Here is a 23,914-nt window from a genome sequence, read left to right on the forward strand (position 1 = left end):
GGAATCGCTCGAGACCGGAGGCGACCGCTTCTCACTTGAATCGCAGGAACTGTCGATCGTACTCCGGGTCGTCCTCTCGCGGGTGGAGCAGGAGGAACGACCCCGGGGGAAGCGCGGCCAGTCGATACGGTAGCTCCCGGAGCTGGTCGTGCCAGCCGACGCTGCCGGGTCGCGAGGAGATCACGCTGACCAGATCGTCCGCCGTCGCCTCGTCCTCGAGGGTCGAGTGCAGCGCCTCCCACGAGTGTAGCTCGCGGAACTCGGCGTCCAGTTCCGGTTCGACGAGAGCGAAGAGCCGTTCGTACTGGTGAGCCGAGCCGCCGACCGCGAGGACGATAAGCGGCGCGCCGAGGCGATCGGCGAGCCGCTTGAGCAGGGCGACGCTCTCGAAGAAGCCCTCGTGGTGGTCGATCCCGTCCGGGAGGACGACGAAGAGTCGGCCGGTCGTGTTCACCGGGTGACCGAGCCGGGCGACCATCACGGGGTCGGTCGTCCGCTCGAGGACCTGGTCGATGACGCTCCCGAACAGCCGCTGGCCGAGCGACCGCTGGGCGTCCCAGCCGAGCAGGAGCAGGTCCGCCTGCACCTCGAGCGCGCCGCGGACGATCCCGGAGGCGGGATTGTGGTCGACCCGGATCTCCGAGGTGACGGGGACCTCGGCCTCGCTCCCGGCGGCGGTGAGTTCCTCGAGGTCGTCGTAGGCCTCGTCGACCGCCCGGTCCGGGTCGCCGCTCCGGTCTGGTCGCACGACGGTGAGGGTGTGGATCGGTCGCTCCCGCTCGTCGCCTTTGAACAGCAAGGCCAACTCGAGCAGTTGTCGCTGGCGATCGGCGGTGTGGGAGATCGGCAACAGGATCCGCGGATCGGTGGGTGCTCCGTCGCCCGGTTCGACGTCTTCGGCCAGTGCGAGCCGCTGCCCCGCTCGCTTCGTCACCCACGGGCTGGCGACGGCGGTCACGAGCAACATGAGGACGACCGCGTTGAGGATCGCGGCGTCGAACAGCCCGACGTCGTAGCCGATCAGCGTGATCGCCAGCGCCGCCGCGGCCTGTCCGATCGAGAGCCCGAACATGACGCCCCGCTCGTCGGCGGTGTACCCCTTGACGCGGGTGACGAGCCACGCGGCCAGCCACTTCAGGGCGACCATGACACCGACGATCACGGCCGCCACCTCGAGCGTTCGCCGACCCCGGAAGACGACCGTCGCGTCGACCAGCATCCCGACGTGCAGCAGGAAGAAGGGGACGAAGAAGGCGTTGCCGGCAAACTCGATCCGTGAGAGCAGCGTCCCGCCCTGGGGGATCAACCGGTTGAGCGCGAGGCCGGCAACGAACGCGCCGAGGATGGGAGCGACGTCCAGCAGCGTCGCGAGGCTGGCCGCGCCGAAGAAGACGGCCGCGACGAAGAGAAACTCGAAGTAGCTCTCCTCGCTGAAGTTCCGGAAGAACCGGCGGGCGACCGGCGGAACGACGAACCAGACGCCACCCAGCAGGACGGCCAGCGAAACGATCTTTCCGACGACGACGCCGGCGGTCAGTCCCGTCTCGGCCGCGCTGCGGACCAGCGCGAGGACGAACAGGGCGAGCGTGTCCGTAAAGAGGATACCGCCGAAAACGGCCGTCACCGCCCGGTTCCCCGTGATGTCGTACTGGTTGACGATCGGATACGCGAGCAGCGTGTGCGAGGCGAAGACGGCCGCCAGCAGGAGGCCGGCGAGCGGATCCAGACCGAGAAGTCCAATCACGGCGATCGTCCCGACGACGAACGGGAGACCGAAACTCACGAGGCCGAACAGGGCCGCGCTGCTCGGATCTTCGGAGAACTGCCGCAGATCGAGTTCGAGGCCCACGGTAAAGAGGAGGTAGATCAACCCGACCTCGCCGAGCAGGACGATCGCGTCGCTGTGAGCGACCAGCCCCGTTCCGCCGGGACCGAGGATCGCGCCGAGCAGGACGACCCCGACGATCCCCGGCTGTCCGAGTCGTCGGACGACCAGCGGGCCGACCAGAAACACCGCCAGCGCGATGGTGAAAACGAGCACCGGCTCCTCGAGTGGGACGTCCGGAACCGCGACGACCGACGGCGCTTCGGACCACGAGAGCTGCATCTGTTTGCTTTCCGGAAAGTGAGGGGGTGCCTTTGATGTACTGTTTTTCGACCGATCTCCGCGGTTGCCAGCCAGCGGGAACGGAGGCTCGTCTCCGGTGCGCGGGTGCTTGCGATCGGACCCCAAGATACTACGAGCGACGACGTTGGAGGAGCTATCGTGACCCTCTCTCTGGCTCGACGGGCCGAGCAGTTTCCGGATCGGACGGCGGTTATCGACATCTCCGAGCGGCGGTTGTATGCCCCCGCGGAGACGATCCACGAGGATCGGGTCTCGTACCGAGAGCTGTCAACGGTCGCGGATCGGATCGCCGAGCGGCTCGCCGCGCGCGAGGTCGGGGCCGGCGACACGGTCTGTCTCGTCACCAGAAACCGGGTCGCCGCGCTCGCGCTGTTTTTCGCCTGTCGGCGACTCGGCGCGACGTTCGCGCCGATCTCGCACCTGCTGACGCCGGCTACCGTCGAACGACCGTTTGACGTCCTCGAGCCCGAACTGGTCGTCGCCGAGGCGGCCCAGCGCGATCTGGTGCGATCGATCCCCTTCGATCGGGTCGTGACGCTCGAGGCGCTGGCCGAGACCGAGGGTGAGCCGATCGACCGCAGCGAGCAACCGACGGACGCGACGCCGACGCTGGTGCTCCACGGTGAGACCGGCCGACCGGTTGCCGGCTATTCGGCTACCGCCATCGAGCGCAACTGCATCACGGGCGTCGTCGCGTGGGGGCTCGCCGCCAACGACGTCGTGCCGCTCACGACGCCGCTGTCGACCCCCGACGGCCTCGTCCGCGTCGCGCTGTCGGTGCTGTACGTCGGCGGCACGCTCTTGCTCGACCGCGCGTTCGATCCCGGCGACGCCACGACCGCGATGGCCGCGGAGAACGCGACGCTCTTGCTCGGCCGTGAACGGGCGATTCGCGATATCGCGGCCGAATCCGGATTCGACGACGCGGTCGACTCGCTCGAGCGCGTCGTCTGCGAGGGACCGGCCGACGACGAGGCGGTCGCGGCCTACCGGGACCACGACGTTCCGGTCGCACCGGTTTATGGCTGCCTCGAGTGTCCGACCGCTATGAGCGGCGGGTTCGACACCGACCCGTCAGGTTCCGACGGCGACGGTGCTCCCGTCGGTCACCCGGTGCCAGGTTGTCGCGCCCGTCTGGTCGACGAGGAGGGGATGGTCCTCGAGGGCGTGGCTGAGGGACAATTGCAACTGTCAGGACCGATGCTCGCCGACGGCTACGTGAGCGCTCTCGGTACCGACGATGGGGACTGGTACGAGCCCGCCGAACGCGGGCGCGCCAAATACGACGAGGCCGACGATCTCGGTCGGTTCACGGACGGCTGGTTCCACACCGGCGAGCAGTTTAGCCGGGATGAGAGCGGCATCTATCGCCCGCAGTGATCGGCATCGCTTTCCCCCGATCGCTGCGGGCCCGTCGGCTCGAGCGACGCGCCCACTCTCGACCTCGTCGGTCACGGCAACGTCGGCACTGTGCACAAGGCCTATTTTTACTGAGTTACCACTAGATCGCAATGAGTCACCTCCGAATCGCCGTCCTGAACGCGGCCCATCAGGACAAGAACACGACGCGGAACTTTCGTCGCGAACTCGACGCCTCGCTGGCGGAGTTCGACGCCACCGATGGGACGGTCCCCGACGGCTTCGACTACGACGGCGCTGTAGTCACTGGCTCCCGGTCGTCGGTCTACTGGGACGACGACTGGATGCGCCCCGTCAAGGAGTGGGTCGGCGAGGCGATCGACCGCGGTGTCCCCTTCCTCGGCGTCTGCTGGGGCCACCAGCTGCTGGCCGACGTCCTCGGCGGCACCGTCGCGGACATGGGCGTCTACGAGGTCGGTTACAGCGAGATCGAGCACACCGGCGAGTCACGGCTGTTCGACGGCATCGACGAGATCTTCACTGCCTTCACCAGCCACTCCGACGCGGTCACTGAGCTCCCGTCCGGTGCCGAGCCCCTTGCCGAAAACGAGTATTCGAACCATGGCTTCCGCAAGGACCGTGTCTTCGGCGTCCAGTTCCATCCCGAGTACGACAGCAAGACCGCCCGGGAACTCGTCCACCGCAAGGACCTCTCCGACGAGCGCCTCGAGTCGATCCTCGCCGAGATCACCCCGGAGAACTATCAGCAATCGTGCGAGGCGAAACTCGTCTTCGACAACTTCCTCGAGTTCGTCCGCGAGGTACGGGCCGGAGACGTTGCATCCGGGGCCGAGAGTCACGACGCGGTGACTCGAGCCAGCGGCTCCGACTGAAGAGCTATATTTTCACGATCCGGGTTCGCTCGAGACGAGCAACACCGTTCAGTAGTTGATTGATCTCCTACGACGAATCGATCACGCTCGAGTCACACCACGAAAACCGGTCGCGAGAGACGTCGTCGAAAACGGGTCGTCGTTAGTCGGCTGCGACCTCGACCTTCGCTTCCTCGGTCTTGCCGATCGCTTCGACGATGAGTTCGGCGATGTCGACGATTTCGATCTCGTCCTCGTAGCCGCCGGTCTTGCGGCCGTCTTCGTACATCGTCATGCACATCGGACAGGCGACGACGAACTTCTCGACGTCGCTACCAGCGTCGGTATCCTCGAGGGCTTCGCGAATCCGTTCTTCACTGGGTTTGGGCTCTTCTTCGAAGTCCATCCAGAGGCCGCCACCGCCGCCACCACAGCAGAAGGAGTTGCTGCGGTTGCGGGGCATCTCGTCTAACGTACAGCCCGTCGCTGTGATGAGTTCACGCGGGGCCTCGTACTCGTCGTTGTACCGGCCGAGATGGCATGGGTCGTGGTAGGTGACCGTGTAGTCGAGTTCGGTGCCGGTCAGGTCGAGTCGACCGTCCTGAACGAGTTCTTCGACGGCCTGGGTCCAGTGGTAGACCTCGACCTCGCCGTCTTTGTTCCACTGCTCGTCGTACTCGAAGGGCATCATGGGGTCGTCGGCGAACTCCTCGAAGTCGACCTCGGGATACTCGTTTTTGAAGGTGTTGTAGGAGTGCGGATCCGTACAGACGATCGTGTCGAACTCACAGTCCTCCCAGGTCTCGACGTGGTGGCCAGCGAGTTCGATGTAGAGGAACTCCTCGCCGACGCGGCGGATGTCGTTGCCGTCGAATTTTTCGTCGTCGAAGAGGATGCCGAAGCTGACGTCGGCCTCTTTCAAAATCGTGGCCAGCGAGCGTGCGACCTGTTTGTTGCGCTCGTCGTAGCTCGGGAAGTCGCCGACGTACCAGAGGTAGTCGACTTCCTCCTCGCGAGCGTCGGCCACGTCGAACTCGAGTTCCTCGGTCCAGTCGCCCCGATTCCGGGGTGAGTCACCGAAGGTGTTGCCGTTTTGCATGACGTTCTGGAAGACGTCCTGCATGCTCGAGTCGATGTCACCCTGATCGGTGAGCTGGCGGTTGAGGCGGGTAAAGCTCTTGAGGTGTTCGATTTCGACGGGACAGGCGTCCATACAGGCCATACAGGCCATACAGGACTCCATCGTCTCGGCGTCGATCACCGAGGTGCCACCGTGGGCGACGATCGGCTGGTCCTCCCCGCCGGCCTCGAGGTCTTCACGGTAGGATTTCAGGTCGAGGATGACGTTACGCGGATCGAGCGGGCGGTCGGAGGCTTTGGCGGGGCAGACCGACGAACACCGCCCACACTTGGTACAGGCGTCCTGGTCGAGGAGTTCTTTCCAGGTGAAATCGTCGATAGATTCGGCGTTGGTCGCGTCCAGATCCGAGGGGACGTTGGGCAGCCGTTTCCCGGCTTTCTCGTCACGGGTGACGACGTTGGCGAACGACGAGAGCATGTGGAACGGCTTGGCGTAGGGGATCCACGCGATGAAGAAGAAGGCGATCAGCGAGTGGGTCCACCACGCGAGCCAGTGGAGGTTCTCGACGTTCAAACCGGCCCCGTTGAGTCCGGCCTGTTCGGGCCCCAGCGTCGCCAGTCCGATCGCGTCGAAGCCCAGTGCCATCCCGTAGGCGACGAAGCTGACGGTCTCGTGGTCGGGAATCCCGGCGCTGTAGACGCGCAATCCCTCGAGCAGGAAGCCACCAATGCCGAGGGCGAACAGCGTCCAGATGAACAGATCGTCCTCGAGAGAGGTGTGGCGATCCCAGAGACGGTGGTTGCGGACCCAGTAGCGCCGATAGAGCGCCATGCCGATGCCGACGACGAACAGCAGGCCCATGGCGTCGACGATGAACTGGTAGGCGAGATAGAAGTCACCGTTCCAGAACGAGGCGTGGAGGAGCTTCTGTGCGCCGTACTCCTCGACCATCAGAATGGAGGTCGCGATAAACAGCGTCAGAAAGCCCCAGAGGATAAACGAGTGCATCAACCCGCCGTAGAGGTCCCTGTTGAACTGCTTCTCGTTCGAGAGGACGATCTTGGCTGCGCTCACGACGCGCCGTTGCAGCTCGTCGAGACGGGGGAGCGAATCGCCGTCACCCTGTGCGTACCGAGCGAACCGGCGGTAGACACCGTAAGTAAAGACGGCGACCGTCACGAACGCAAGGAAGTAAAACACCGCGTACTCGACGCTGGTGATTCCCCAGTACGTCTCCCTTGCGACGTCTGCCTGTGCTAACGTATTCATGCACAATGAGGTGGGTGGCTGTGACTTAATTCTTGTCACACTGAACCGAGGCAAACCCCGTTGCAGTCGTGCGAAAATCCTACAAGTATTTGAAGTTCATAATTCGATCCGCATTCGAACGGCCTCCCTCGACGTTATCTGGCAACAGGCTTAAATAGACTCCCGTCGGGAGTGTCCACCCATGAACGAAAAAACTGAGGAACTCCGTGATATCTTCACCGACGTCACCGACGGCGAGGAAACCATCACCGAATCACAGGAGGACACTCGCGGCTCGCTCGAGCGAGACGAGCGCTCGGACGAGGAACGCCTCCGGAGCGTCGTCCAGCAGATGCGCGAGCGCTACGCGTTCGAGACGCCGCTGTCCGACGACGAGTTGATTGCTGTTGCCAGAGGCTTCTACGACGAGCGAAGCGACGCCGACCTCGCTGCCGAACTCGAGGTCGACGAAGACGTGGTCTTCGACGCGCGGCTGTCCTTGCACCTCATCGACGAGGACGACGCCGACGACCTCGACCTCGCGGCGATCCGCGATCGCGAGGAAGACGACGCGACGCTCGCCGACGAGTACGACGTCAGCGAGGCCCAGATCCGTCGTGCTCGCCGCGTCGCCGAGGCACAGACTCAGTCCCGAACGGCTAACGACCGCTACCGCGACGAGTTCGACAGCATCCTCGCCGACGCCGACATCACCGAACGTATGACCACCGATGTCCGCGAAGACGGCCTCGAGGACGCGACGGAAGGGATGGAGACGGACGTGGACTTCTAACAACCTTTTACGCTGTCGTTCGAGAGAGCTTCGCTCTCTCGTGATGACGAGACGCCTTTGGCGTCTCGAACCACGGTCTGTCACGCTGGCGGCTTCGCCACACAGCGTGACGTCCCTCGGTAAACGGTTGATCAAAAGCACTCCTCCTTCCCCGTCGCTCGCGTCGCTCGCTTTGGGTCAGTCGTCGGCCCACTCGCTCCCTCGGTCGCTCGCGGATGCAGCACTGACTTCCGCCGACCCTCTCACGAACCGCTAGCGGACAGCCGTCGGATCACTCAGCGAGCCTTTTTATGGGAAGCCGCGGCCAGACGACCCGTGACTCGCCCCCACGTTTCCTTTAGCGACCTCCGAACCGCCGCTTACTGTGCGCGGAAGTGTTACTATCAGCGGACGCTGCCGGCCGAAGAGCGTGAACCGCCGCCGGAAGTCGAGGCGATCCGCGCACTCGAGCTCCGGTACGAACCCCTGCTCGAGGCCCCGCCGGATGCCCTCGAGTCCGAGCCGATCGCCGTCCCTCCCGGTCGCTATCGTGAGCGGCTGGCAGCGACGAGACGGCGCCTCGAGGATGCAGGCGACTGGAAGCGGCTCCGTGACCCTGACAAGCGGGACGTGTTCGCAACCGGACGGCACTGTCGCGGCATCGTCCACAAGGTTCTTGCCGAGCCGCTCGAGCCGGCGCTTGTCTCGTCGGGAGAACCACCTGAAACAGGCGTCTGGAAGTCACAGTCTGTTCACGCGGTCGCGGCGGCAAAGGCACTGGCATGGGAACATCAGGAATCGATCGAACGGGTCTGGCTCGAGTATCCGGCCTACGGCGTGATTCGGTCGGTCGACATGACGACCCGCCGGAAAGCACAGTATCGCAGTGCGCTCAGGACGGTTCGCGAGCTGGATGGCCCACCGCCGCGGACGAAGACCCGTTCGAAATGCGAGTCCTGTGAGTTCGCCACCGAGTGTGGGGTCAAGACGCGAACCTTGCGTTCGCTGCTCGGGATCGGATAGCGGTCAGTGCGTCTCGAGCCAGGCTTCGATCTCGTCGGCCTGTGCGCCGCGGCGATGGATCGTCTCCGAGGAGACGTCGACAACGGTGCTTTCAGTGCCATCGGTTTCACCGCCGTCGAGTGCCACTGCGGCGGCCTCGCGGATTTCCGGGTCGAGGTCCTCGAGTTCCCGGACGCTCGGTCGGCCGCTGACGTTCGCGCTCGTCGCCGTGATCGGCGTGCCAGCTTTCTCACAGAGCCTGAGCGCGAGGGGGTGATCTGGGACGCGAACGCCGACGCGGTCGCGACCCGCCGTGAGTTCGTCGGGGACGGCCTCGCGTCGCCGACAGAGGACCGTCACGGGCCCGGGAAGGAACGTCGCCATGAATCGCCGTTCCCGTTCGGTCGCGCGAACGTACTGCAGCGCCGACGGCACCGACGGCACTGCAAACGACAGCGGCTTCGATCGGTCGCGTCCTTTCACCTCGAAGACCCGCTCGACGGCATCGGGCTCGAGTGCCGCCGCGCCGAGGCCGTAGACGGTCTCGGTGGGATAGACGACGAGTTCCCCGGCGTCGATCGCCTCGGCTGCACGGTCGAATTCGCTCATTCGATTCGAAATCGGCCGATCTCGAGCAAAAAGCTGTCGCTCGGGGCCGTGTTACTCGAGGCCGAGGTCGGCCTCGAGCTCGTCGTAGTCGGGAAACTCGGGCCAGTCGGTGGCGACCCACGCGCTCTCGACGGTGTGGTCCGCGTCGAGCGCGAAGACGGCGACGCGGGGTTCGCTGATGCCGGTCATCCCGTCGAGGTCGTGCGCGATGCCGTAGGCCTCGGCGACATCGTTTCCGGGATCGGCGAAGAACCGGAAGGGGTAGTCGTTGTCGTGGACGAACCGTTTGATCTCGTAGGGGGTCGACGCTGTGAGGCCGACGACTTGCGCTTCGTGCTCGTCCCAGCCGCGGGCCGTGAGTTCGTCCCAGACGTACTTCGCGAGGAAGGAGCCGGCCATCGGCGTGAATACGAGGACGGTCGGGCCGTCGTGCTCGTCGACGAGCGCCGACAGCGACTGATCCTCCCAGAACTCGTCGGTGACCAGCGGGCGGGTGAACGCAGGTGCTGTCTCGCCGGGTTCGGGATGATCCGCTGGACCGAGATCGACGACGTCGAAGCCGAGCATCAGTTCTCGCCTCCCGCGTTCGCCGCGGCCGTGTCGGGACGGTCGCCCCCGCTGTAGGTCGTCTCGAGGTAGTCGACGATGTTTGCGCTCTCGGCCATCGTGACGCCGGTGGTGTCGTCGACGATGACGGGGACGGTCCGGACGCCGGCGACGCGTTTGACGACGTCGCGCTCCGAGTGCATCGGTTCGACGAACCGCGAGCGATACTCGAGGTCGTACTCGTCTAACAGCCGGGCGACCCGCTCGCAGAACGGACAGCCCTGCAACCGGTAGAACGTGATCGGTGGCTCGGCGGTTTCACTCATACCCGTTTGTAGCGGAAACGGCCGGGTAAACGTGTCGTCGGCGGCGGCGATGGCCGTCATTCGACCATCAAATAGGAAACTGTTAACCGATTCAGCCATAAGGCTGTATATCAATGGCGTTGTCTCTGCTGTTCGAAGCGCTGGTGGCCGCCTACGCGCTCCCGATCGTGGGCGTCGAGGTCGATCAGTCGCTGGTGACGACTCTCGGTACGGTCGCGATCGTCGTCCTTATTGCTCTCTCCGCGTTCTTCTCTTCGTCCGAGATCGCGATGTTCAACCTTCCGAAACACCGCCTCGAGGGAATGATCGAGGACGGCGTTCCGGACGCAGAACTCGTCAGAGGGCTCAAGGACGACCCACATCGGCTGCTCGTGACGATCCTGGTCGGCAACAACATCGTCAACATCGCGATGTCCTCGATCGCGACGGCGATCCTCTCGATTCACTTCGGGGGACTGGTGGGCGTCCTGCTGGCGACGTTTGGGATCACCGCACTCGTCCTCCTGTTCGGCGAGAGCGTCCCCAAGTCCTACGCCGTCGAGAACACCGAAACGTGGTCGATTCGAATCGCCAAACCGCTGAAGGCGACGGAGTATCTGCTGTATCCGCTCATCGTCCTCTTCGACTACCTCACCCGACAGATCAACAGGCTCATCGGGTCGACGGGCGCGATCGAGTCGCCCTACGTCACCCGCGACGAGATCCAGGAGATGATCGAGTCCGGCGAGCGAGAGGGCGTCTTAGAGGAGGAGGAACACGAGATGCTCCAGCGGATATTCCGCTTTAACAACACGATCGTCAAGGAGGTCATGACGCCGCGACTGGATATGACGGCGGTGCCGAAAGACGCCGCCATCGACGAGGCGATCGAGACCTGTATCCAGAGCGGCCACGCCCGTGTGCCCGTCTACGAGGGCAGTCTCGACAACGTTCAGGGAGTCGTTCACATCCGCGATCTCGTCCGCGACCTCAACTACGGCGAGTCCGACGGCGACGACCTCGAGCTCGCCGATCTCATCCAGCCGACGCTGCACGTCCCCGAGTCGAAAAACGTCGACGAGTTGCTCTCGGAGATGCGCGAGAACCGGATGCACATGGCGATCGTCATCGACGAGTTCGGCACCACCGAAGGGCTGGTGACCATGGAGGACATGATCGAGGAGATCGTCGGCGAGATCCTCGAAGGCGGCGAGGAACAGCCGATCGAGGCGATCGACGAGGACACCGTTCTCGTCCGCGGCGAGGTCAACATCGAGGACGTCAACGAAACCCTCGAGATCGACCTCCCCGAGGGCCAGGAGTTCGAGACCATTGCCGGCTTCATTTTCAACCGTGCGGGCCGCCTCGTCGAAGAGGGCGAAGAGATCACCTACGACGGCGTCCGGATCACGGTCGAGACCGTTGAGAACACGCGTATCATGAAAGCGCGACTCAAGAAGCTCACGGTGCCCGACGACGACGCCGAGGAGGAGGGCGACGAGGCTACCACGCTCGAGGTCGACGATCACGACGAGTAATGTCGTCGGCGGTACGGAATGTCAGTTCTTCGATTTGACGAGCGCCGCGACGTCGCGTGCGACTGCGGGCGGCACGACGAGGCGACGCGGGCCTTCGACGTACTGGCCGTCGGGCTGGGCGTAGCTGAGCGTCAGCAGAGCCGTGTCGCCGATCGTGCGAATCGAAACGTCCTCGATCACCGCGAGGTCGATCGCTTGCTTGGGTTCGTAGAGGTAGATCGTTCCCGCCTCGTGATCGAACGTGCCGACCGACTGCAGAAACGAGGAGAGCACGAGTGCGACGAACGCAAGCGGCAGCAACAGCGTGACCAGCGCGGTGAAGGGGCTGGCACCGACGGTCAACACCTCGTTTTGGGAGACGTATCGGCCGATACCCAGCAGCGTGCCGATCACGATCCCCATTACGACCGTGCCGACGGCGGCGTCTATCGTTCGATCCAGACTCGCCCCCGACGAGACATCGATAGGGAGTCGCTCGAGATATCGCTCGGTCTCGTCCGTGGCGGCGAGCGCGAGAACCGTCGCGGCCAGTGCCGCGATGAGGGCCACGACGACGATGCCACCGCCGATCTCGCTGGCCATCCTGTACAGTCGCCAGCTGACGACGATACTGATCGCGGCGAAGAACGTCCCGACGCCGAAGGTCCAGAGCAGTCGCACAGTACGCGAGGTGCTTGTGTCGCGTCGCCACTGGATCGCGTCGTCTGGGATTTCGGTGCCATCGACGGCGTCCTCGTCCATACTCGATTTCACGACCCGTCGTGTAAAGACCGTTCGATGTCGCTCGACAGGATCTTGATCATCCGACGGCTGCGCTGGTACACCGTTAAATTACTGTCTTACAACACGAGCGCATCGACCGCGATGTAGCCGACGTAGGAGACGACGATCGAGCCAGCGAGCGAGCCGACCCAGGCGAAGACGGTGAAGCCCATCTTGCGAGCGCTGACGCCACCGCCAGCGCCGGCCGCCGCGTAGCCGCTGCCGATGATCGCGCTGACGATAATCTCGTTGAACGAGACCGGGATGCCGAAGAACACAGCGGCTTGCGCGATAATAAATGAGGGGATCAGCGCCGCGATCGATCGGCGCGGCCCCAGCGATGAATAGTCTTGTGCGATCGCCTTGATCATCCGTGGTGCACCGGTCCACGACCCGAGCAGTAAGCCAAAGCCGCCGCCGACGAGCATCGCGAGCAACGGTAACTCGAGGTCGTTCGAGAGCGGAATCAACGGGCCGATCGCGAGCCCGACCTGACTGCCGCCGGCCGAGAAGGCCACGAGGCCGCCGAGGACGAGCAGGAAGTGTCGCTCGCCGCGTTCGGTTCCGTTGCCGAGATCGAGCGCGATCGCGCCCGCCCACAGCGCCGCGATGATCAGCGTGGCAGCGGCGGTACCGGCAGCCGCGGGGACGGGGAGCGAACTGCCAGATACCTGTGCGATCGACGCGCCGCCGGCACCCGCGCCGAGGATCGCGAACTCGATGTTGGCGACGATCGCGCCGACGACGGCGGCCAACCCGATGACGAGGTGTTCCTCCGTGATCGTGTCGGCCCGGAGGGCTCGAGCGACCGCGTACGCGATGAAGCCGCCGACGAACGGCGTGAGCACCCAGAGGGCGGCGATCTCGATATACTTCGCCCACGCGGGGTCGCCGCCCATGGCGAGGCCGGTCCCGATGACCGCGCCGGTGACGGTAAACGCCGTCGCGATCGGATACCCCGTGAAGATGCCGATCGCGACCAGCGCGGCCGCGATGAGCAAGGCGAGCGTCGCGGCGGTCGACGACAGCGTCACGCCGCCGATAAGTTCGGTGCCGACCGCCTCGGAGACGTTTGCGCCCTGTAACACCGCGCCGGCAAAGCCGAGCAGCCCGACGAGAAAGCCTGCTCGCATCACCGAAATCGCGTTCGCACCGACTGCCGGGGCAAACGGCGTCGAGCCGCTCGAGCCGGCACCGATCGCCCAGGCCATGAACAGACTCGCGACCGCGGCTACGGCGAAGGCCCCGACTGTAGCGATATCGACCATCTACTCGTTTTCTATATGGTGTTCCTACAAGTGTGTGCCGACCTTCGGCTGGCAGTACCGCTGTCGGCCGTCCCACGGCTGACATGTTCGCCCGCCTCAGTTCGTTGTCGACTTGGAGTTGTCGTCGGGTTCGGGTGGCGGCTCCGCTCCTTCGATGGCTTCGGCGGCGTCGGTGTCCTTTTCGACTTCGACGTGCCAGCGGTCGATCTCGTCTTCGTACTCGGCGAGGCGGTCGGATACGATCTCTTTGAGCTCGTCGTCGTTGACGTTGATCTCGAAGACGAACTGCTCGCCGTTGTCGCCGTTGCGCGCCGACTGCTGGATGTTGGCGCTGACGAGTTCGTTGTCGAAGTAATACGGCGCGAGCTGGGTCATCACGTTCTGGTAGACCGTGTCTTCGACCCGTCGCAGGGCCTTGCGCCCCGCGGAGTCGGCCGCTCGCGCGACGTAGTCGATCGACTCCTTCCAGTTGCCGACCGCCGCCTCGGCGTCGTCTTCCTCGAGCCGTTCGTACGACTCCGAGAGTTTCTCGCCGGCGGTCTTGATGTCCTCGTCGGGCTCCTTGCCAGCTTTTTCGCCCTTGCCCTCTTCGACGCTGGCCTGATCGGCCGTCTTCTCGCTGACGTCTGAATCGAGCGTTTCGTGGGCCTTCGGACGCCATTCGTCCCACTCCTCGAAGGCAGCGGTGTAGTCCGCGTCGCCGGCCTGCTCGGAGTCGTGGACATCGACCTCTCGAAGCGCGCGCGTGATGCGCTCGCCGTGTTCGACGATGTCGCCCCAGTCACCGCGAACTTTGAATCCCGAGATGCTCTCTTCCATTCGACTGGCCGACTGATAACGTGCGAACAGGTATAAACTTCTCTGCCGGCACTCGTCTGGTGACGACCGCGTCTGCCTGTCACACGGCACCGAGTCGTACGCAGGTATGCTGTACCTGCTGTCTGTGGGTCTCAGTGTGAGCTGGGGCTCGCCGGTGATCGATACTGTGAACTACCCGGCGAGTGGCTGTTGGGATATGCCGATCGAAGACCGGGATAACGCCTATCTCATCACGCACGCACTGGCGAAGGACACGCTCTCGCGCCTGCGCGACGTCGAGACCGAGCAGGTCAGCTTCCGAAAGGGATTGGTCAAACTCGGCCGAATCTGTGGCTACGAGATCATCGACGGCCGGATGGAAACCGAGTACGTCGAGATTGAAACGCCGCTCGAGCCGACGATGGGCGAGCGCGTCAAGGGGCTGGACGACGTGGTCATCATCAACGTTTTGCGCGCCGCGACGCCGTTCGTCGAGGGACTGCTGAAGGCGTTCCCGCGGGCGCGACAGGGGGTCATCAGCGCGAGCCGTGACGAGGAGGCCGGCCGCGACGAGGACGGCTCGTTCCCCATTACGGTCGACTACGTCAAACTGCCCGAGATCACCGAGGAGGACACGGTCATCATCGCCGATCCCATGCTCGCGACGGGGAGTACGATGTGTACTGTTCTGGATCACGTCATCGAGAACTCGCCCGACCCCGAGAACCTGATCGTCCTCTCGGCGGTGTCGGCACCTGAAGGCCTGCTTCGCGTCGGCGGCGAGTTCGACGAGGCCGACCTGCTGACGGTCTCGATCGACGACCGACTCGACGACGACGGCTTCATCGTCCCTGGGCTCGGCGACGCCGGCGACCGCGCGTTCCGGACGACGTGAGCCGCGTGCGCGCCAGCTCTCACTGAACGGGACAACGGACTTTTGCGGATCGCCCCGAATCGAACTGTGATGAGCTACAGCGTTGTCGATCCGGACGACTGCGAGTACGTCGATAACCGCCCCTGCGATCTCAGACGGCTGAGCGACGCAGCCGGGATGGACGCGATCGCGATCAATCGCTTCGACGCAGCACCGGGCGAGCAGCTCCCGCTTGCCTACCACTCCCACGAGACTCAAGAGGAGGCATTCGTCGTCCTCTCGGGGACGCTGCACGTCGAGACGCCCGAGAAAGAGTTTACCGTCCCCGAGGAATCGATGTTCGCAGCCGAGCCCGAAGCACCCCACCGGGCGTACAACCCCGACGACGCCGACGAACCGGTCTCGGTGATCGCGATCGGTGCACCGCCGGTCGACGACGACGCGGTCCCGTACGAGCCCGACGAGGGGAGCAGCCGCTGATGGAATAAGTTGAGAGCCGCCTGGACTCGAGTGTCCGCTCTTTTGCTACGGTGTGGTGTCGCAGGTGTCGATCCCAAGCAGCGCGTTTACCGGGCAGCGCTGAATGACCGCGGTGGCGAGGAGGTCGCTGCCGGCGACGAACGCGAGCGTGCCGAGCGTCCGCTGTCGGGTACGATAGCCGACGATGAGGAGCCCCATCGCGAGAAGCACACGGCCTGCCCGGTTGACTCCACAGACGTTCCTGTCCATGCTCAGTCGAACATGACGAAGCGGGGTATAGATTCCCCTGCCACAATCGGGGTCAGACGGATTCGGTCGCTACTCGCAGTCAGAATATAAATAATATACCTTATATTACACAATATGGATAATATTAGTTAACAAACACTTGTTGGATGTCCACAATCAGTAACAGATGTGGAAACATGACCCTTCGAAATTGATAATGCATAAATAGCCTCGCTATTATCGTGCAAGTATGTCATACGATCTCAACAGACGACAATTCGTGACGGCAGCAGGTGCTGCCGGGTTGACGGCACTTGCCGGCTGTAGCAGCGATAGTACGAGTGGAAACACGCTCTCGTGGCACGCCGGCGGCACCGGCGGCACGTACTACCCGCTCTCGAACAACTTCAAGACGATCGTCGAGGACAACACGGACTACTCGCTGCAGGTCAAGTCGACCGGTGCGAGCCTCGAGAACGTCGGGAACCTCAACCGCGAGGACGCCGACTTCGCGCTGATTCAAAACGACGTCGCCTACTTCGCAGTCAACGGCACGGGCCCCGAGGACCTCGAGGGCAACGCGATGGAGAACATTCGCGGCGTCGCGACGCTGTACCCCGAAACGATCCACGTCATCACGCAGGCTGACTCCGGGATCGAGACGGTCGAAGACCTCGACGGGAAGACGGTCAACACCGGTGACGCCGGCAGCGGGACACAGGTCAACGCCCTGCAGATCCTCGAGACCGCCGGCATCGAGGAGGGCGACTTCACCGAGCAGAACACCGGCTTCGATACGGCGACCGACCAGATCCGCGACGGTGATGTCGACGCGGCGTTCGTTGTGGGCGGGTGGCCGGTCGGTTCCGTCGAGAATCTCGCGACCAGCTCGGATATCTCGCTCGTCGAGATCGGCGGCGAGACCCGCGAGGACATCATGAACGACGCCGAGTGGTTCGCCGAGGATATGGTTCCCGCCGACACCTACGACGGCATCAGCGAGGACCTTGAGACGGTGTCGGTCCAGGCGATGATCGCGACCCACGCGGAGGCCGACGAGGCGGTCGTCGAGGACGTCACGACGGCGATCTTCGATAACGTCGACGATATCGACCAGAAGTCGGACTTCATCGATGCCGACTCGGCACAGGACGGAATGCCCATCGACCTCCACCCGGGCGCTGCGGCATACTTCGGCTGAGCCAAACGGCGCAACCGACTACGTACTTTATCGACCGTGACTCGCCTACCATACCGTTATCTGGCCGTGGTCGTGGCCGTCCTCGTCCTAGTCGGAGCGACAGCGACCGTCACCTCGACCGCGTCGGCACACCGGACGCTCGTCGTCACCGATACCGACACCGACGAACGACTCCTGTCTGTACCGGTCGACGACGGGGACGTCGTCACGCTCTCGTACACCCACAGCGTCGAGAAGACGGCCATCGAGGATATCTACGTCGTCGACGGGACCCAGCTCCGAATGGACCGGATGGTTTTTCATTCACACGGCGCTGGCCTGCCCTCGGATGCGCCGGTCGAGACGACCGAGGAGGGACTCGTTCTCGAGGTCGACGAATCGTACGACGAAATCGGCGTCGTTCCGGGCTCGATCGCTGGGCACGAACTCATCGTCGACGGTGAACGCTACGACCTCGTCTCGCTGTCCGATGGCGACGTCACCCTCACAGTGACCGAGCAGACGCTCGTCGGCGACCTCCTCGAGTCGACGGCTCGAACCGTATCGATAGACGAACCGAAATCAGCACACATGATACCATGAGTACAGATTCACGAGACGCAGACTCCCTTTCGAATGAGGAACAGGACGAACTACTACAGGAGGTCGAGCGAAGTCGATCTCATCAGGGGCTGTCGGCTGCACTCGTCGCCCTGATCGGCATCACGTTCTCGGCGTTCCAGATGTGGATCGCGGCCCGCAGCTACAAGTTCAGTGCGACGCTGCCGGGTATCGGAACTGTCGAAATCGCGTCGCTCCAGCCGCTGCAGGTGTACGCGATCCACGTGACCTTCGCGCTCGTCCTCGCATTTCTGTTGTTCCCGGCAAGTACCGGCGACGAGTTCGTCGCTCGCCGACTCGGCGCGATCGCCTCCGCCGTTAGTAGTCGGTTCGGTCCGGACAGCCCCGTCACGCACGCCGTCGAACGGCTCCGGGACGGCGTCCGATGGGCGGCCGTTGATCCGAGCCTGAGTCGGATCACGCCACTCGACGCCCTCCTCGCCACCCTCTCGCTGTTCCCGGCGTACTACTTCGTGACTTCGTACGAGGAGATCCAGGAGCTGGCGACCTTCGGCATCCAGTCGGGTGCGCCACTCGACGAGGCCGTCCCGCCACTCGCGCCTCTCGTCGCCGGACTGACCACGCTCGGCGTGCCGATCGACGGACAGTCCGGCGCGTTCTTGCTTGGCGTGCTTGGAATTCTGCTCGTGCTTGAGGCGACGCGCCGGACACTGGGCGTGGTCCTCATGTCGCTGATCGCGTCGTTCATCGTCTACGCTCGATGGGGGTATTTCATCTCGAGCGATTCGGTGATCGGAGCGCTGGCGATCCAGCCCGAAACCTGGGGGAGTATCGTCTACGACCTCTGGTACACTACGGAGGCGGGCATCATGAGCACGCCCGTCGCCGTCAGCGTTCGCTTCATCTACATCTTCATCCTCTTCGGGGCCTTCCTCGAGATGAGCGGCGCTGGTAAGTGGTTTATCGACCTCGCGTACTCGCTGACCGGCACTAGAAAGGGTGGTCCGGCGAAAGCGAGTGTCGTCTCGAGCGGGTTCATGGGGATGCTCAGCGGTTCGTCGATCGCTAACACGGTGACGACGGGCGCGTTCACGATCCCGCTGATGAAGCGCTCGGGCTACTCGCCCGAGTTCTCCGGCGCGGTCGAAGCCTCAGCGTCGTCGGGCGGCCAGGTCCTCCCACCAGTGATGGGCGCGGCCGCGTTCCTCATCGTCGAGTTCACCGGAACGTCCTACTCCGACGTGATCATGGCCGCGACCCTACCCGCGATCGCGTTCTTCTTCGGGATGTGGGTCATGGTTCATTTCGAAGCGGTCCGCGGTGGGATTGGCGGCCTCGCACGCGGTGAACTTCCAAACGGTCTCGAGAACTTCCGGTCCGGCTGGTTCTACCTGATTCCGCTCGCGCTCCTGATTTACTTCCTGGTCGTCGCTCGCCTGTCGATCAACCGCGCCGGTTGGTACGCGATCATCGCTATCACCGCGATGATCGCCGTCGTGGCCGCCTACGACAAGCGCAGCCGCGTGCCGCTGCTCGGCTCGATCACGGCGCTCACGCTTGCCAACGCCGCGGCCTTCGCGACGTACGGCGTCGGCCTCGGGTCTGTAGTGCAGGTCCTACTCGGCCTCGAGTCGGCGGCTGACCCGTACGCGCTCGGTGCCGCGGCGGGCGCGGCCGTCTCGGATCTCGGAACGATCGCGATCCTCGTCAGTGTCGCCTTCCTGTTCGTCCGTCCGCGTGCCGATGCGCCGCTGCTCGAACTCGACGACTCGATCGACAACTCCGCGCGTCGGAGTGCAGAATTGCTCAGCCGCCCGTCACTCGGAAAAAACGCCGGCTACCGGTTCGGGACGTTCATCCTGAAATCGATGGATTCGGGTGCACGGACCGCGACCACCGTCGTCATCGCCGTCGCAGCCGCAGGCGTCGTTCCGGGCGTGATCAGCGTCTCTGGACTCGGCCCGAACCTCGCAGCGCTCATCGACGCCGTCAGCGGCGGTTCGATCCTGATCCTGCTCAGCCTGACGGGCGTTGCGGCGATTATCTTCGGGATGGGAATGCCCACGACTGCGATGTACATCATCCTAGTCGCGATGCTCGGCGGGCCGATGGAGGATCTGGGCGTCTGGGTCGTCGCGGCTCACCTCTTCGTCCTCTACTTCGGCCTGATGGCTGACGTCACGCCGCCAGTCGCCGTCGCCGCCTTCGCCGGCGCAGGCGTCGCCAAAGCCGACGAACTCAAGACCGCGACCGCCGCGTTCCTCCTCTCGCTGAACAAGATTCTCGTCCCGTTCGCGTTCGTGTTCTCTCCGGGCATCCTGCTCGCACGGAACGTCAACGGCGAGTGGGGACTCATCGGCTGGAGCGACGTCACGGATCTCGGCTTCTTCCTCCCCGAAGTCGTCGTCCCCATCCTCGGGATGTTCCTCGGCGTCTACGCGCTCGGGGTCACGATCATCGGCTACCAGTACTCGTCGGTCGGCGCCGGCAAACGCGCGCTGTACGCGATCGCCTCGATCCTCCTGATGGTACCCGAGGTGCCGCTGCTCGTCCTCGAAGGCGTGCTCGCGCTCGTCGGCGTTTCCACCGGTCTCACCGGCCTCTCGGCGACGCTTCTGCTTCGCATGCTTGGACTCGCGATTCTCGTCTCCCTGTCACACCGTAACTACACGCGACCGTCCGGGTCCGAGTTCGAATCCGCCGCGCCGAGCCCGGCCGACGCGTAAGCGTTCGTCACGGTTCCGTTTTTTCGACGTGCCGACGGCTGGTCGGATACTGTACCATCAGTCAAGCCAGCGGGTCCGAGACCGTGTTGTGGGTGCACTAGTCACTCGGGGCACTCGCTGTCTCACTCGAGGTCGGCCCGGCCGCTCGTCGCGCTGCGGAGCCGATCCCGAAGCGCCTCGGCGTCCGCACGCGGGACCCGCACGTCGAAGGAGACCGTGGTCTCGTAGTCGGCGTCGAACTCGTAGCCTTCGCTTTCCAGAATCGAGCGGACCGTTCCCGAGTCGTCGTAGTCGACGGTGATCCCGACACGCTCGTGTGGCCGCTCCTCGACGACGCCCGCCGCTTCGACGGCCTCTTTCACTGCCCGGGAGTAGGCCCGAACGAGCCCGCCGACGCCGAGGTTCGTCCCGCCGTAGTAGCGCGTGACGACGACCGCACAGTTCTCGAGTTCTTGCTGGGTGAGGACGTTCAGCGCTGGCTTGCCGGCCGAACCGGAGGGTTCGCCCTCGTCGCTCGAGTACTCCCGGAGGAAATGTCCGTCGGAGCCGCCGTCGCCGGTTCGCACACGATAGGCGGGGACGTTGTGGGTCGCGTCGGCGTATTCGTCTTTGACGGCGTCGATAAACGCCTCGGCGGCGTCGACGGAGTCGACTGGCCGGACGTGGCCGATGAACTCCGAGCCCTGGACGAAGAACTCGGCGGTGGCGGCCTCGGCGACCGTCCGGTAGGCATCGCTCACTGCCACTCACCTCTTGGGGCGTCTTCCCACTGTCGGCGCTCGAGACTGGCCATGGCGCCACTATTCTGGCCGGTGAAAAGAGCCCGTCGGTCCCCTCGTCTAGCGGCTACAGATGGGCCGTCAGGTATGTTTCGCCCCGACCAGTACGTTATTATTTCTCTATGCGGTGTGTGGGCACATGGAAAGCGAGGCGATCGATCCCCAACTCGCGGACGAACTCCGCAGCGTCTGTCGGACGACGGTGGGCGACGAACTGCGTAGTATCACCTACTTCACCGAGGATGTCGTCGAACAGCTCTATCTCCGGTCGGATCTGGAACAGACGGCCGATCTGGTCGGATTCGCCGACCACGAACGGCTGGGTTTTCACTCCCAGTCGGCCTACCGCAACACGCAACTCGGCGAGTACCAGGCGACGATCCGCATGTTCGAGAACGGCTACCTTTCGCGAGTCATCCGTGGTCCCCACGGCGTCTGGGTGACGGTCGACGCCATGTCGATCGACCGATTCGAGGAACTCACGAGCGCGCTCGAGGCAGTGCTCACCGACTTCGCTGACGTCGTCGATAGCGAGCCCACCGACTACTGAAGTTCGATCTTCCGGACGAACGCGAGGTCGCGGAGCTCGGTGATGACCTCGCCCGGCAGTTCCTCGTCGGTGATCAGGTAGAGTCGCGGTTCGTCGGTGAACTCCGGGTCTTCGCTGATGGTCTGGCGGATCGAGATGCCGTTGTCGGCGAGTGTCCCCGTGACCTCGGCGACGATCCCCTCCTGTTCGGCGTCGTCGGGCGTGATCGTCAGCACCGTCAGATCGAGCACCGGCGCCAGATCCATCAGACTCGGCACCTGCGAGATGTTCTGGAAGATGCGCCGGAGTTCGGGATCCTCGAGGATGACGTCGGTCGTCGAGTCGACGACCCGCCGATCGACGCCGATCTCGCGGGCGATTCCCGTGTTCGGGATTTCGATACCGCCCGAGACGACCCGCCCCTCGTCGTTGACGGAGAAGCCGCGCTCGAGCAACAGCCGGATTACAGCCTGCTGACTCGGCGAGCCCTCGAACTTCTCCATGATCTCGTCGAACATTCGTCGTCGACCCTACGGACGCACCGGTATAAGGTCCAGCGGTCGGGCATGCTCACAGTGGTCGCCCGCGAACGCGTCCGGCTCCATCGCCGTCTGACGGATACTTTTTGCTCTCGGCGACGTGACCCATCAGTATGCGCGAACTTCGGACCTGTGACTTCTGTGCCGCCGACGCCGTCGGCACGTTCGAGATCGTCCCGCCCGAACTCGAGCCGACGGAGGCCGAACAGCGCCGCGTCGTCTGCTGTCCCGACTGCCGGGATCGTCTCGAGACATTACTCGAGCCGCTGCTGGCCCGCGCCGGGGTCACGGACCGCGACTCGACTGATAACAGCCGACCCGCTGGCGACTCGGTCGTCACCGCTGCGGACAGCGCGACGACGACCCGCTCCCGAACCGCGTCTTCGAACGCGACCGTCACGGACGCTGCCACCGACGGCAGCACTGCTTCCGACGCGTACGACCCCGAATCCGCTGACAGCGAGGCCGATGCGGATGCCGCCGAGTCCAGCGCGGACGCCGACGAACCCAATTCGGACACCGCGACCCTCGACGGAGGAATCACGCTCGAGCGCGACGAGCAACCGGACGAGACAGTGGACGACACAGCGAATGAGACAGCAGACGACATAGTGGATGACACAACGGACCAGGCCTCTTCGTCGGCGAGCCGGCCACGAGCCTACAGCAAGGTCATCCGGCTCCTGCGCAACCGCGAGTTCCCCATGAAACGCAGCGCTGTCGAGGAACTGGCGTCGGGAGCCTATGATCTCGAGAACGACACCGCCGCGGCGATCGTCGACTACGCGATCGAGGACGGCGAGTTCGTCGAAAACCGAGGGAAACTGCGCCGGCCATAGTGAACCGGCAGCCGCGCCCCGCTACAGCGTGCCTTTGGTGCTCGGCGTTCCCTCCCGTCGCTCGTCGATCCGCGTCGCATCGTCGAGGCTCCGGGTTAGCGCCTTGAACAGCGCCTCGACCTCGTGGTGGGCGTTCTCGCCGGTGACCTCGAGGTGCAGCGTCAGTCCGGCGTTCATCGCCAGCGACTCGCCGAAGTGACGCGCCATGTCGCTGGTGAACCCTCCGATCTGTTCCTGGGAGAACGCCCCGTCGAAGTAAAACCGTGGCCGACCGCTCACGTCGACGACAGCCCCGGCGACGGCCTCGTCTAAGGGAACCTTCCGGTCGGCATATCGGACGATCCCCGACCGATCACCCAGCGCCTCGTCGAACGCCTCGCCGAGGACGATCGCGACGTCTTCGACCGTGTGGTGGTCGTCGACCTCGAGGTCACCGTCACAGTCGATCTCGAGGTCGAACAGGCCGTGTTTGGCGAACGACGTCAGCATATGGTCGAAAAAGCCGATGCCAGTGTCGATCGCGGCCGTCCCGGTGCCGTCGATCGCGAGCGTACACTCGATCGACGTCTCGGCCGTCTCGCGCGTGCGGGTTGCCGTTCGCTCGCTCATGTCGAACGCATATCGCCCCCGGTACAAGGCGGTTCCGCTCGCCTCCGCAGATGTCGGTTCGGATTCCCTCTCTACCCCGTTCGACACCGATTCGGGAAAATCACCTCAAAGGCAGTTATAAAATGTCTAAACGGTTCTTACACTGTATAAAAACATTAGTGAGGTTACAACATTCACGTAAAACGGACCGAAACCACGCCAACCTTCGACCCGTTATATGGGCTCTGGGGTGAATGGTGTATTCGAGAAGAGGTACTCCGC

24 protein-coding genes are annotated in these 23,914 nt (G+C 64.1%); 12 read left to right on the forward strand and 12 right to left on the reverse strand.

The features are described from left to right. Window positions 1-31: 31 nt before the first annotated feature. Window positions 32-2,107, reverse strand: coding sequence for a cation:proton antiporter domain-containing protein (locus tag ACFR99_RS17270; RefSeq protein ID WP_390289986.1), 2,076 nt, complete (start codon window positions 2,105-2,107; stop codon window positions 32-34). 159 nt (window positions 2,108-2,266) lie between these two features. Between ACFR99_RS17270 and ACFR99_RS17275 the strand changes: the two genes are divergently transcribed. Both ACFR99_RS17275 and ACFR99_RS17280 read left to right on the forward strand, forming a co-directional pair. After that, on the forward strand, window positions 2,267-3,508 hold the full coding sequence (locus ACFR99_RS17275; protein ID WP_390289989.1) for a class I adenylate-forming enzyme family protein: 1,242 nt from the start codon (window positions 2,267-2,269) through the stop codon (window positions 3,506-3,508). Between the two features lie 131 nt (window positions 3,509-3,639). Then, a complete protein-coding gene (locus ACFR99_RS17280; protein WP_390289992.1) occupies window positions 3,640-4,380 on the forward strand; it encodes a type 1 glutamine amidotransferase in 741 nt (246 codons plus the stop codon). Window positions 4,381-4,522: 142 nt separating this feature from the next. Here ACFR99_RS17280 and ACFR99_RS17285 read toward each other — a convergent pair whose 3' ends face one another. Then, a complete protein-coding gene (locus ACFR99_RS17285; RefSeq protein ID WP_390289995.1) occupies window positions 4,523-6,709 on the reverse strand; it encodes a heterodisulfide reductase-related iron-sulfur binding cluster in 2,187 nt (728 codons plus the stop codon). 181 nt (window positions 6,710-6,890) lie between these two features. Here ACFR99_RS17285 and ACFR99_RS17290 point away from each other — a divergent pair, with 181 nt between their 5' ends. Then, window positions 6,891-7,481: a conditioned medium-induced protein 4 gene (locus ACFR99_RS17290; protein ID WP_390289998.1), complete on the forward strand. Its 591-nt coding sequence runs from the start codon at window positions 6,891-6,893 to the stop codon at window positions 7,479-7,481. Window positions 7,482-7,796: 315 nt separating this feature from the next. After that, entirely contained in the window at window positions 7,797-8,483 is a 687-nt protein-coding gene (locus tag ACFR99_RS17295; RefSeq protein WP_390290001.1) for a hypothetical protein, read from the forward strand. A 3-nt stretch (window positions 8,484-8,486) separates the two neighbouring features. Here the strand turns inward: ACFR99_RS17295 and ACFR99_RS17300 are convergent, their stop codons facing one another. Genes ACFR99_RS17300 through ACFR99_RS17310 form a run of 3 tightly spaced genes read right to left on the reverse strand, consistent with a single transcriptional unit; the run spans window position 8,487 to window position 9,943 of the window. After that, entirely contained in the window at window positions 8,487-9,071 is a 585-nt protein-coding gene (locus ACFR99_RS17300; protein ID WP_390290004.1) for an L-threonylcarbamoyladenylate synthase, read from the reverse strand. Between the two features lie 51 nt (window positions 9,072-9,122). Continuing rightward, window positions 9,123-9,638, reverse strand: a complete 516-nt coding sequence (locus ACFR99_RS17305; protein WP_390290006.1) for a redoxin domain-containing protein — start codon at window positions 9,636-9,638, stop codon at window positions 9,123-9,125. Continuing rightward, window positions 9,638-9,943 carry a glutaredoxin family protein gene (locus ACFR99_RS17310; RefSeq protein WP_390290009.1) on the reverse strand — a complete coding sequence of 102 codons (306 nt, stop codon included), beginning with the start codon at window positions 9,941-9,943 and terminating at the stop codon, window positions 9,638-9,640. The genes ACFR99_RS17305 and ACFR99_RS17310 overlap by 1 nt, the downstream gene beginning before the upstream one ends. A 113-nt stretch (window positions 9,944-10,056) precedes the next feature. Here ACFR99_RS17310 and ACFR99_RS17315 point away from each other — a divergent pair, with 113 nt between their 5' ends. Next, entirely contained in the window at window positions 10,057-11,460 is a 1,404-nt protein-coding gene (locus ACFR99_RS17315; RefSeq protein WP_390290012.1) for a hemolysin family protein, read from the forward strand. 21 nt (window positions 11,461-11,481) lie between these two features. On the opposite strand, the gene ACFR99_RS17320 is transcribed toward ACFR99_RS17315, so the two are convergent. From ACFR99_RS17320 to ACFR99_RS17330, 3 genes are all read right to left on the reverse strand, one after another. Then, complete coding sequence (locus ACFR99_RS17320; protein WP_390290015.1) at window positions 11,482-12,201, reverse strand: hypothetical protein; 720 nt, start codon at window positions 12,199-12,201, stop codon at window positions 11,482-11,484. A 98-nt stretch (window positions 12,202-12,299) separates the two neighbouring features. Next, entirely contained in the window at window positions 12,300-13,490 is a 1,191-nt protein-coding gene (locus ACFR99_RS17325; protein ID WP_390290018.1) for an inorganic phosphate transporter, read from the reverse strand. 96 nt (window positions 13,491-13,586) lie between these two features. Then, window positions 13,587-14,309, reverse strand: coding sequence for a DUF5828 family protein (locus ACFR99_RS17330; RefSeq protein ID WP_390290021.1), 723 nt, complete (start codon window positions 14,307-14,309; stop codon window positions 13,587-13,589). A 196-nt stretch (window positions 14,310-14,505) separates the two neighbouring features. On the opposite strand from ACFR99_RS17330, the gene upp reads away from it, so the two are divergent. Both upp and ACFR99_RS17340 read left to right on the forward strand, forming a co-directional pair. Further along, a complete protein-coding gene (upp, locus tag ACFR99_RS17335; RefSeq protein WP_390290023.1) occupies window positions 14,506-15,183 on the forward strand; it encodes a uracil phosphoribosyltransferase in 678 nt (225 codons plus the stop codon). Window positions 15,184-15,252: 69 nt separating this feature from the next. Continuing rightward, the gene (locus ACFR99_RS17340; protein ID WP_390290026.1) at window positions 15,253-15,642 is read left to right on the forward strand and encodes a cupin domain-containing protein; all 390 of its coding nucleotides are present in this window, start codon (window positions 15,253-15,255) and stop codon (window positions 15,640-15,642) included. A 45-nt stretch (window positions 15,643-15,687) separates the two neighbouring features. Here ACFR99_RS17340 and ACFR99_RS17345 read toward each other — a convergent pair whose 3' ends face one another. Beyond that, window positions 15,688-15,891 carry a YgaP family membrane protein gene (locus ACFR99_RS17345; RefSeq protein ID WP_390290029.1) on the reverse strand — a complete coding sequence of 68 codons (204 nt, stop codon included), beginning with the start codon at window positions 15,889-15,891 and terminating at the stop codon, window positions 15,688-15,690. 229 nt (window positions 15,892-16,120) lie between these two features. Between ACFR99_RS17345 and ACFR99_RS17350 the strand changes: the two genes are divergently transcribed. The 3 genes from ACFR99_RS17350 to ACFR99_RS17360 all read left to right on the forward strand — a co-directional run bounded on the left by ACFR99_RS17350 (window position 16,121) and on the right by ACFR99_RS17360 (window position 20,358). Further along, window positions 16,121-17,071 carry a TAXI family TRAP transporter solute-binding subunit gene (locus tag ACFR99_RS17350; protein ID WP_390290032.1) on the forward strand — a complete coding sequence of 317 codons (951 nt, stop codon included), beginning with the start codon at window positions 16,121-16,123 and terminating at the stop codon, window positions 17,069-17,071. A 66-nt stretch (window positions 17,072-17,137) separates the two neighbouring features. After that, a complete protein-coding gene (locus ACFR99_RS17355) occupies window positions 17,138-17,653 on the forward strand; it encodes a DUF1850 domain-containing protein (RefSeq protein ID WP_390290035.1) in 516 nt (171 codons plus the stop codon). Further along, the gene (locus ACFR99_RS17360) at window positions 17,650-20,358 is read left to right on the forward strand and encodes a TRAP transporter permease (protein ID WP_390290038.1); all 2,709 of its coding nucleotides are present in this window, start codon (window positions 17,650-17,652) and stop codon (window positions 20,356-20,358) included. Before ACFR99_RS17355 ends, ACFR99_RS17360 begins: the two co-directional genes overlap by 4 nt. A 122-nt stretch (window positions 20,359-20,480) precedes the next feature. Here the strand turns inward: ACFR99_RS17360 and ACFR99_RS17365 are convergent, their stop codons facing one another. Continuing rightward, entirely contained in the window at window positions 20,481-21,098 is a 618-nt protein-coding gene (locus tag ACFR99_RS17365) for an IMPACT family protein (RefSeq protein ID WP_390290041.1), read from the reverse strand. Between the two features lie 178 nt (window positions 21,099-21,276). On the opposite strand from ACFR99_RS17365, the gene ACFR99_RS17370 reads away from it, so the two are divergent. Beyond that, window positions 21,277-21,687 (forward strand): DUF7522 family protein, encoded by a 411-nt coding sequence (locus ACFR99_RS17370; protein WP_390290044.1) that lies wholly within the window; start codon window positions 21,277-21,279, stop codon window positions 21,685-21,687. Here the strand turns inward: ACFR99_RS17370 and ACFR99_RS17375 are convergent. After that, window positions 21,681-22,184 carry an amino acid-binding protein gene (locus tag ACFR99_RS17375; RefSeq protein ID WP_390290046.1) on the reverse strand — a complete coding sequence of 168 codons (504 nt, stop codon included), beginning with the start codon at window positions 22,182-22,184 and terminating at the stop codon, window positions 21,681-21,683. The two genes, ACFR99_RS17370 and ACFR99_RS17375, sit on opposite strands and share 7 nt — an antisense overlap. A gap of 134 nt (window positions 22,185-22,318) precedes the next feature. On the opposite strand from ACFR99_RS17375, the gene ACFR99_RS17380 reads away from it, so the two are divergent. Then, window positions 22,319-23,044, forward strand: a complete 726-nt coding sequence (locus tag ACFR99_RS17380; protein WP_390290049.1) for a hypothetical protein — start codon at window positions 22,319-22,321, stop codon at window positions 23,042-23,044. Between the two features lie 21 nt (window positions 23,045-23,065). Here the strand turns inward: ACFR99_RS17380 and hisB are convergent, their stop codons facing one another. Further along, window positions 23,066-23,653 (reverse strand): imidazoleglycerol-phosphate dehydratase HisB, encoded by a 588-nt coding sequence (hisB, locus tag ACFR99_RS17385; protein WP_390290052.1) that lies wholly within the window; start codon window positions 23,651-23,653, stop codon window positions 23,066-23,068. Between the last annotated feature and the right edge of the window lie 261 nt (window positions 23,654-23,914).

This window comes from Haloarchaeobius amylolyticus, assembly GCF_042678045.1.
Lineage (GTDB): Archaea > Halobacteriota > Halobacteria > Halobacteriales > Natrialbaceae > Natrinema > Natrinema amylolyticus_A.

Bases quoted from the DNA above. Each gene is read 5' to 3' on its own strand.
- upp (WP_390290023.1), top strand. From the start codon at position 14,506: ATGCCGATCGAAGACCGGGATAACGCCTATCTCATCACGCACGCACTG.
- ACFR99_RS17310 (WP_390290009.1), bottom strand. From the start codon at position 9,943: ATGAGTGAAACCGCCGAGCCACCGATCACGTTCTACCGGTTGCAGGGC.
- ACFR99_RS17315 (WP_390290012.1), top strand. From the start codon at position 10,057: ATGGCGTTGTCTCTGCTGTTCGAAGCGCTGGTGGCCGCCTACGCGCTC.
- ACFR99_RS17290 (WP_390289998.1), top strand. From the start codon at position 6,891: ATGAACGAAAAAACTGAGGAACTCCGTGATATCTTCACCGACGTCACC.
- ACFR99_RS17300 (WP_390290004.1), bottom strand. From the start codon at position 9,071: ATGAGCGAATTCGACCGTGCAGCCGAGGCGATCGACGCCGGGGAACTC.
- hisB (WP_390290052.1), bottom strand. From the start codon at position 23,653: ATGAGCGAGCGAACGGCAACCCGCACGCGCGAGACGGCCGAGACGTCG.
- ACFR99_RS17305 (WP_390290006.1), bottom strand. From the start codon at position 9,638: ATGCTCGGCTTCGACGTCGTCGATCTCGGTCCAGCGGATCATCCCGAA.
- ACFR99_RS17330 (WP_390290021.1), bottom strand. From the start codon at position 14,309: ATGGAAGAGAGCATCTCGGGATTCAAAGTTCGCGGTGACTGGGGCGAC.
- ACFR99_RS17380 (WP_390290049.1), top strand. From the start codon at position 22,319: ATGCGCGAACTTCGGACCTGTGACTTCTGTGCCGCCGACGCCGTCGGC.
- ACFR99_RS17350 (WP_390290032.1), top strand. From the start codon at position 16,121: ATGTCATACGATCTCAACAGACGACAATTCGTGACGGCAGCAGGTGCT.
- ACFR99_RS17280 (WP_390289992.1), top strand. From the start codon at position 3,640: ATGAGTCACCTCCGAATCGCCGTCCTGAACGCGGCCCATCAGGACAAG.
- ACFR99_RS17270 (WP_390289986.1), bottom strand. From the start codon at position 2,107: ATGCAGCTCTCGTGGTCCGAAGCGCCGTCGGTCGTCGCGGTTCCGGAC.
- ACFR99_RS17345 (WP_390290029.1), bottom strand. From the start codon at position 15,891: ATGGACAGGAACGTCTGTGGAGTCAACCGGGCAGGCCGTGTGCTTCTC.
- ACFR99_RS17360 (WP_390290038.1), top strand. From the start codon at position 17,650: ATGAGTACAGATTCACGAGACGCAGACTCCCTTTCGAATGAGGAACAG.
- ACFR99_RS17325 (WP_390290018.1), bottom strand. From the start codon at position 13,490: ATGGTCGATATCGCTACAGTCGGGGCCTTCGCCGTAGCCGCGGTCGCG.
- ACFR99_RS17370 (WP_390290044.1), top strand. From the start codon at position 21,277: ATGGAAAGCGAGGCGATCGATCCCCAACTCGCGGACGAACTCCGCAGC.
- ACFR99_RS17285 (WP_390289995.1), bottom strand. From the start codon at position 6,709: ATGAATACGTTAGCACAGGCAGACGTCGCAAGGGAGACGTACTGGGGA.
- ACFR99_RS17320 (WP_390290015.1), bottom strand. From the start codon at position 12,201: ATGGACGAGGACGCCGTCGATGGCACCGAAATCCCAGACGACGCGATC.
- ACFR99_RS17375 (WP_390290046.1), bottom strand. From the start codon at position 22,184: ATGTTCGACGAGATCATGGAGAAGTTCGAGGGCTCGCCGAGTCAGCAG.
- ACFR99_RS17340 (WP_390290026.1), top strand. From the start codon at position 15,253: ATGAGCTACAGCGTTGTCGATCCGGACGACTGCGAGTACGTCGATAAC.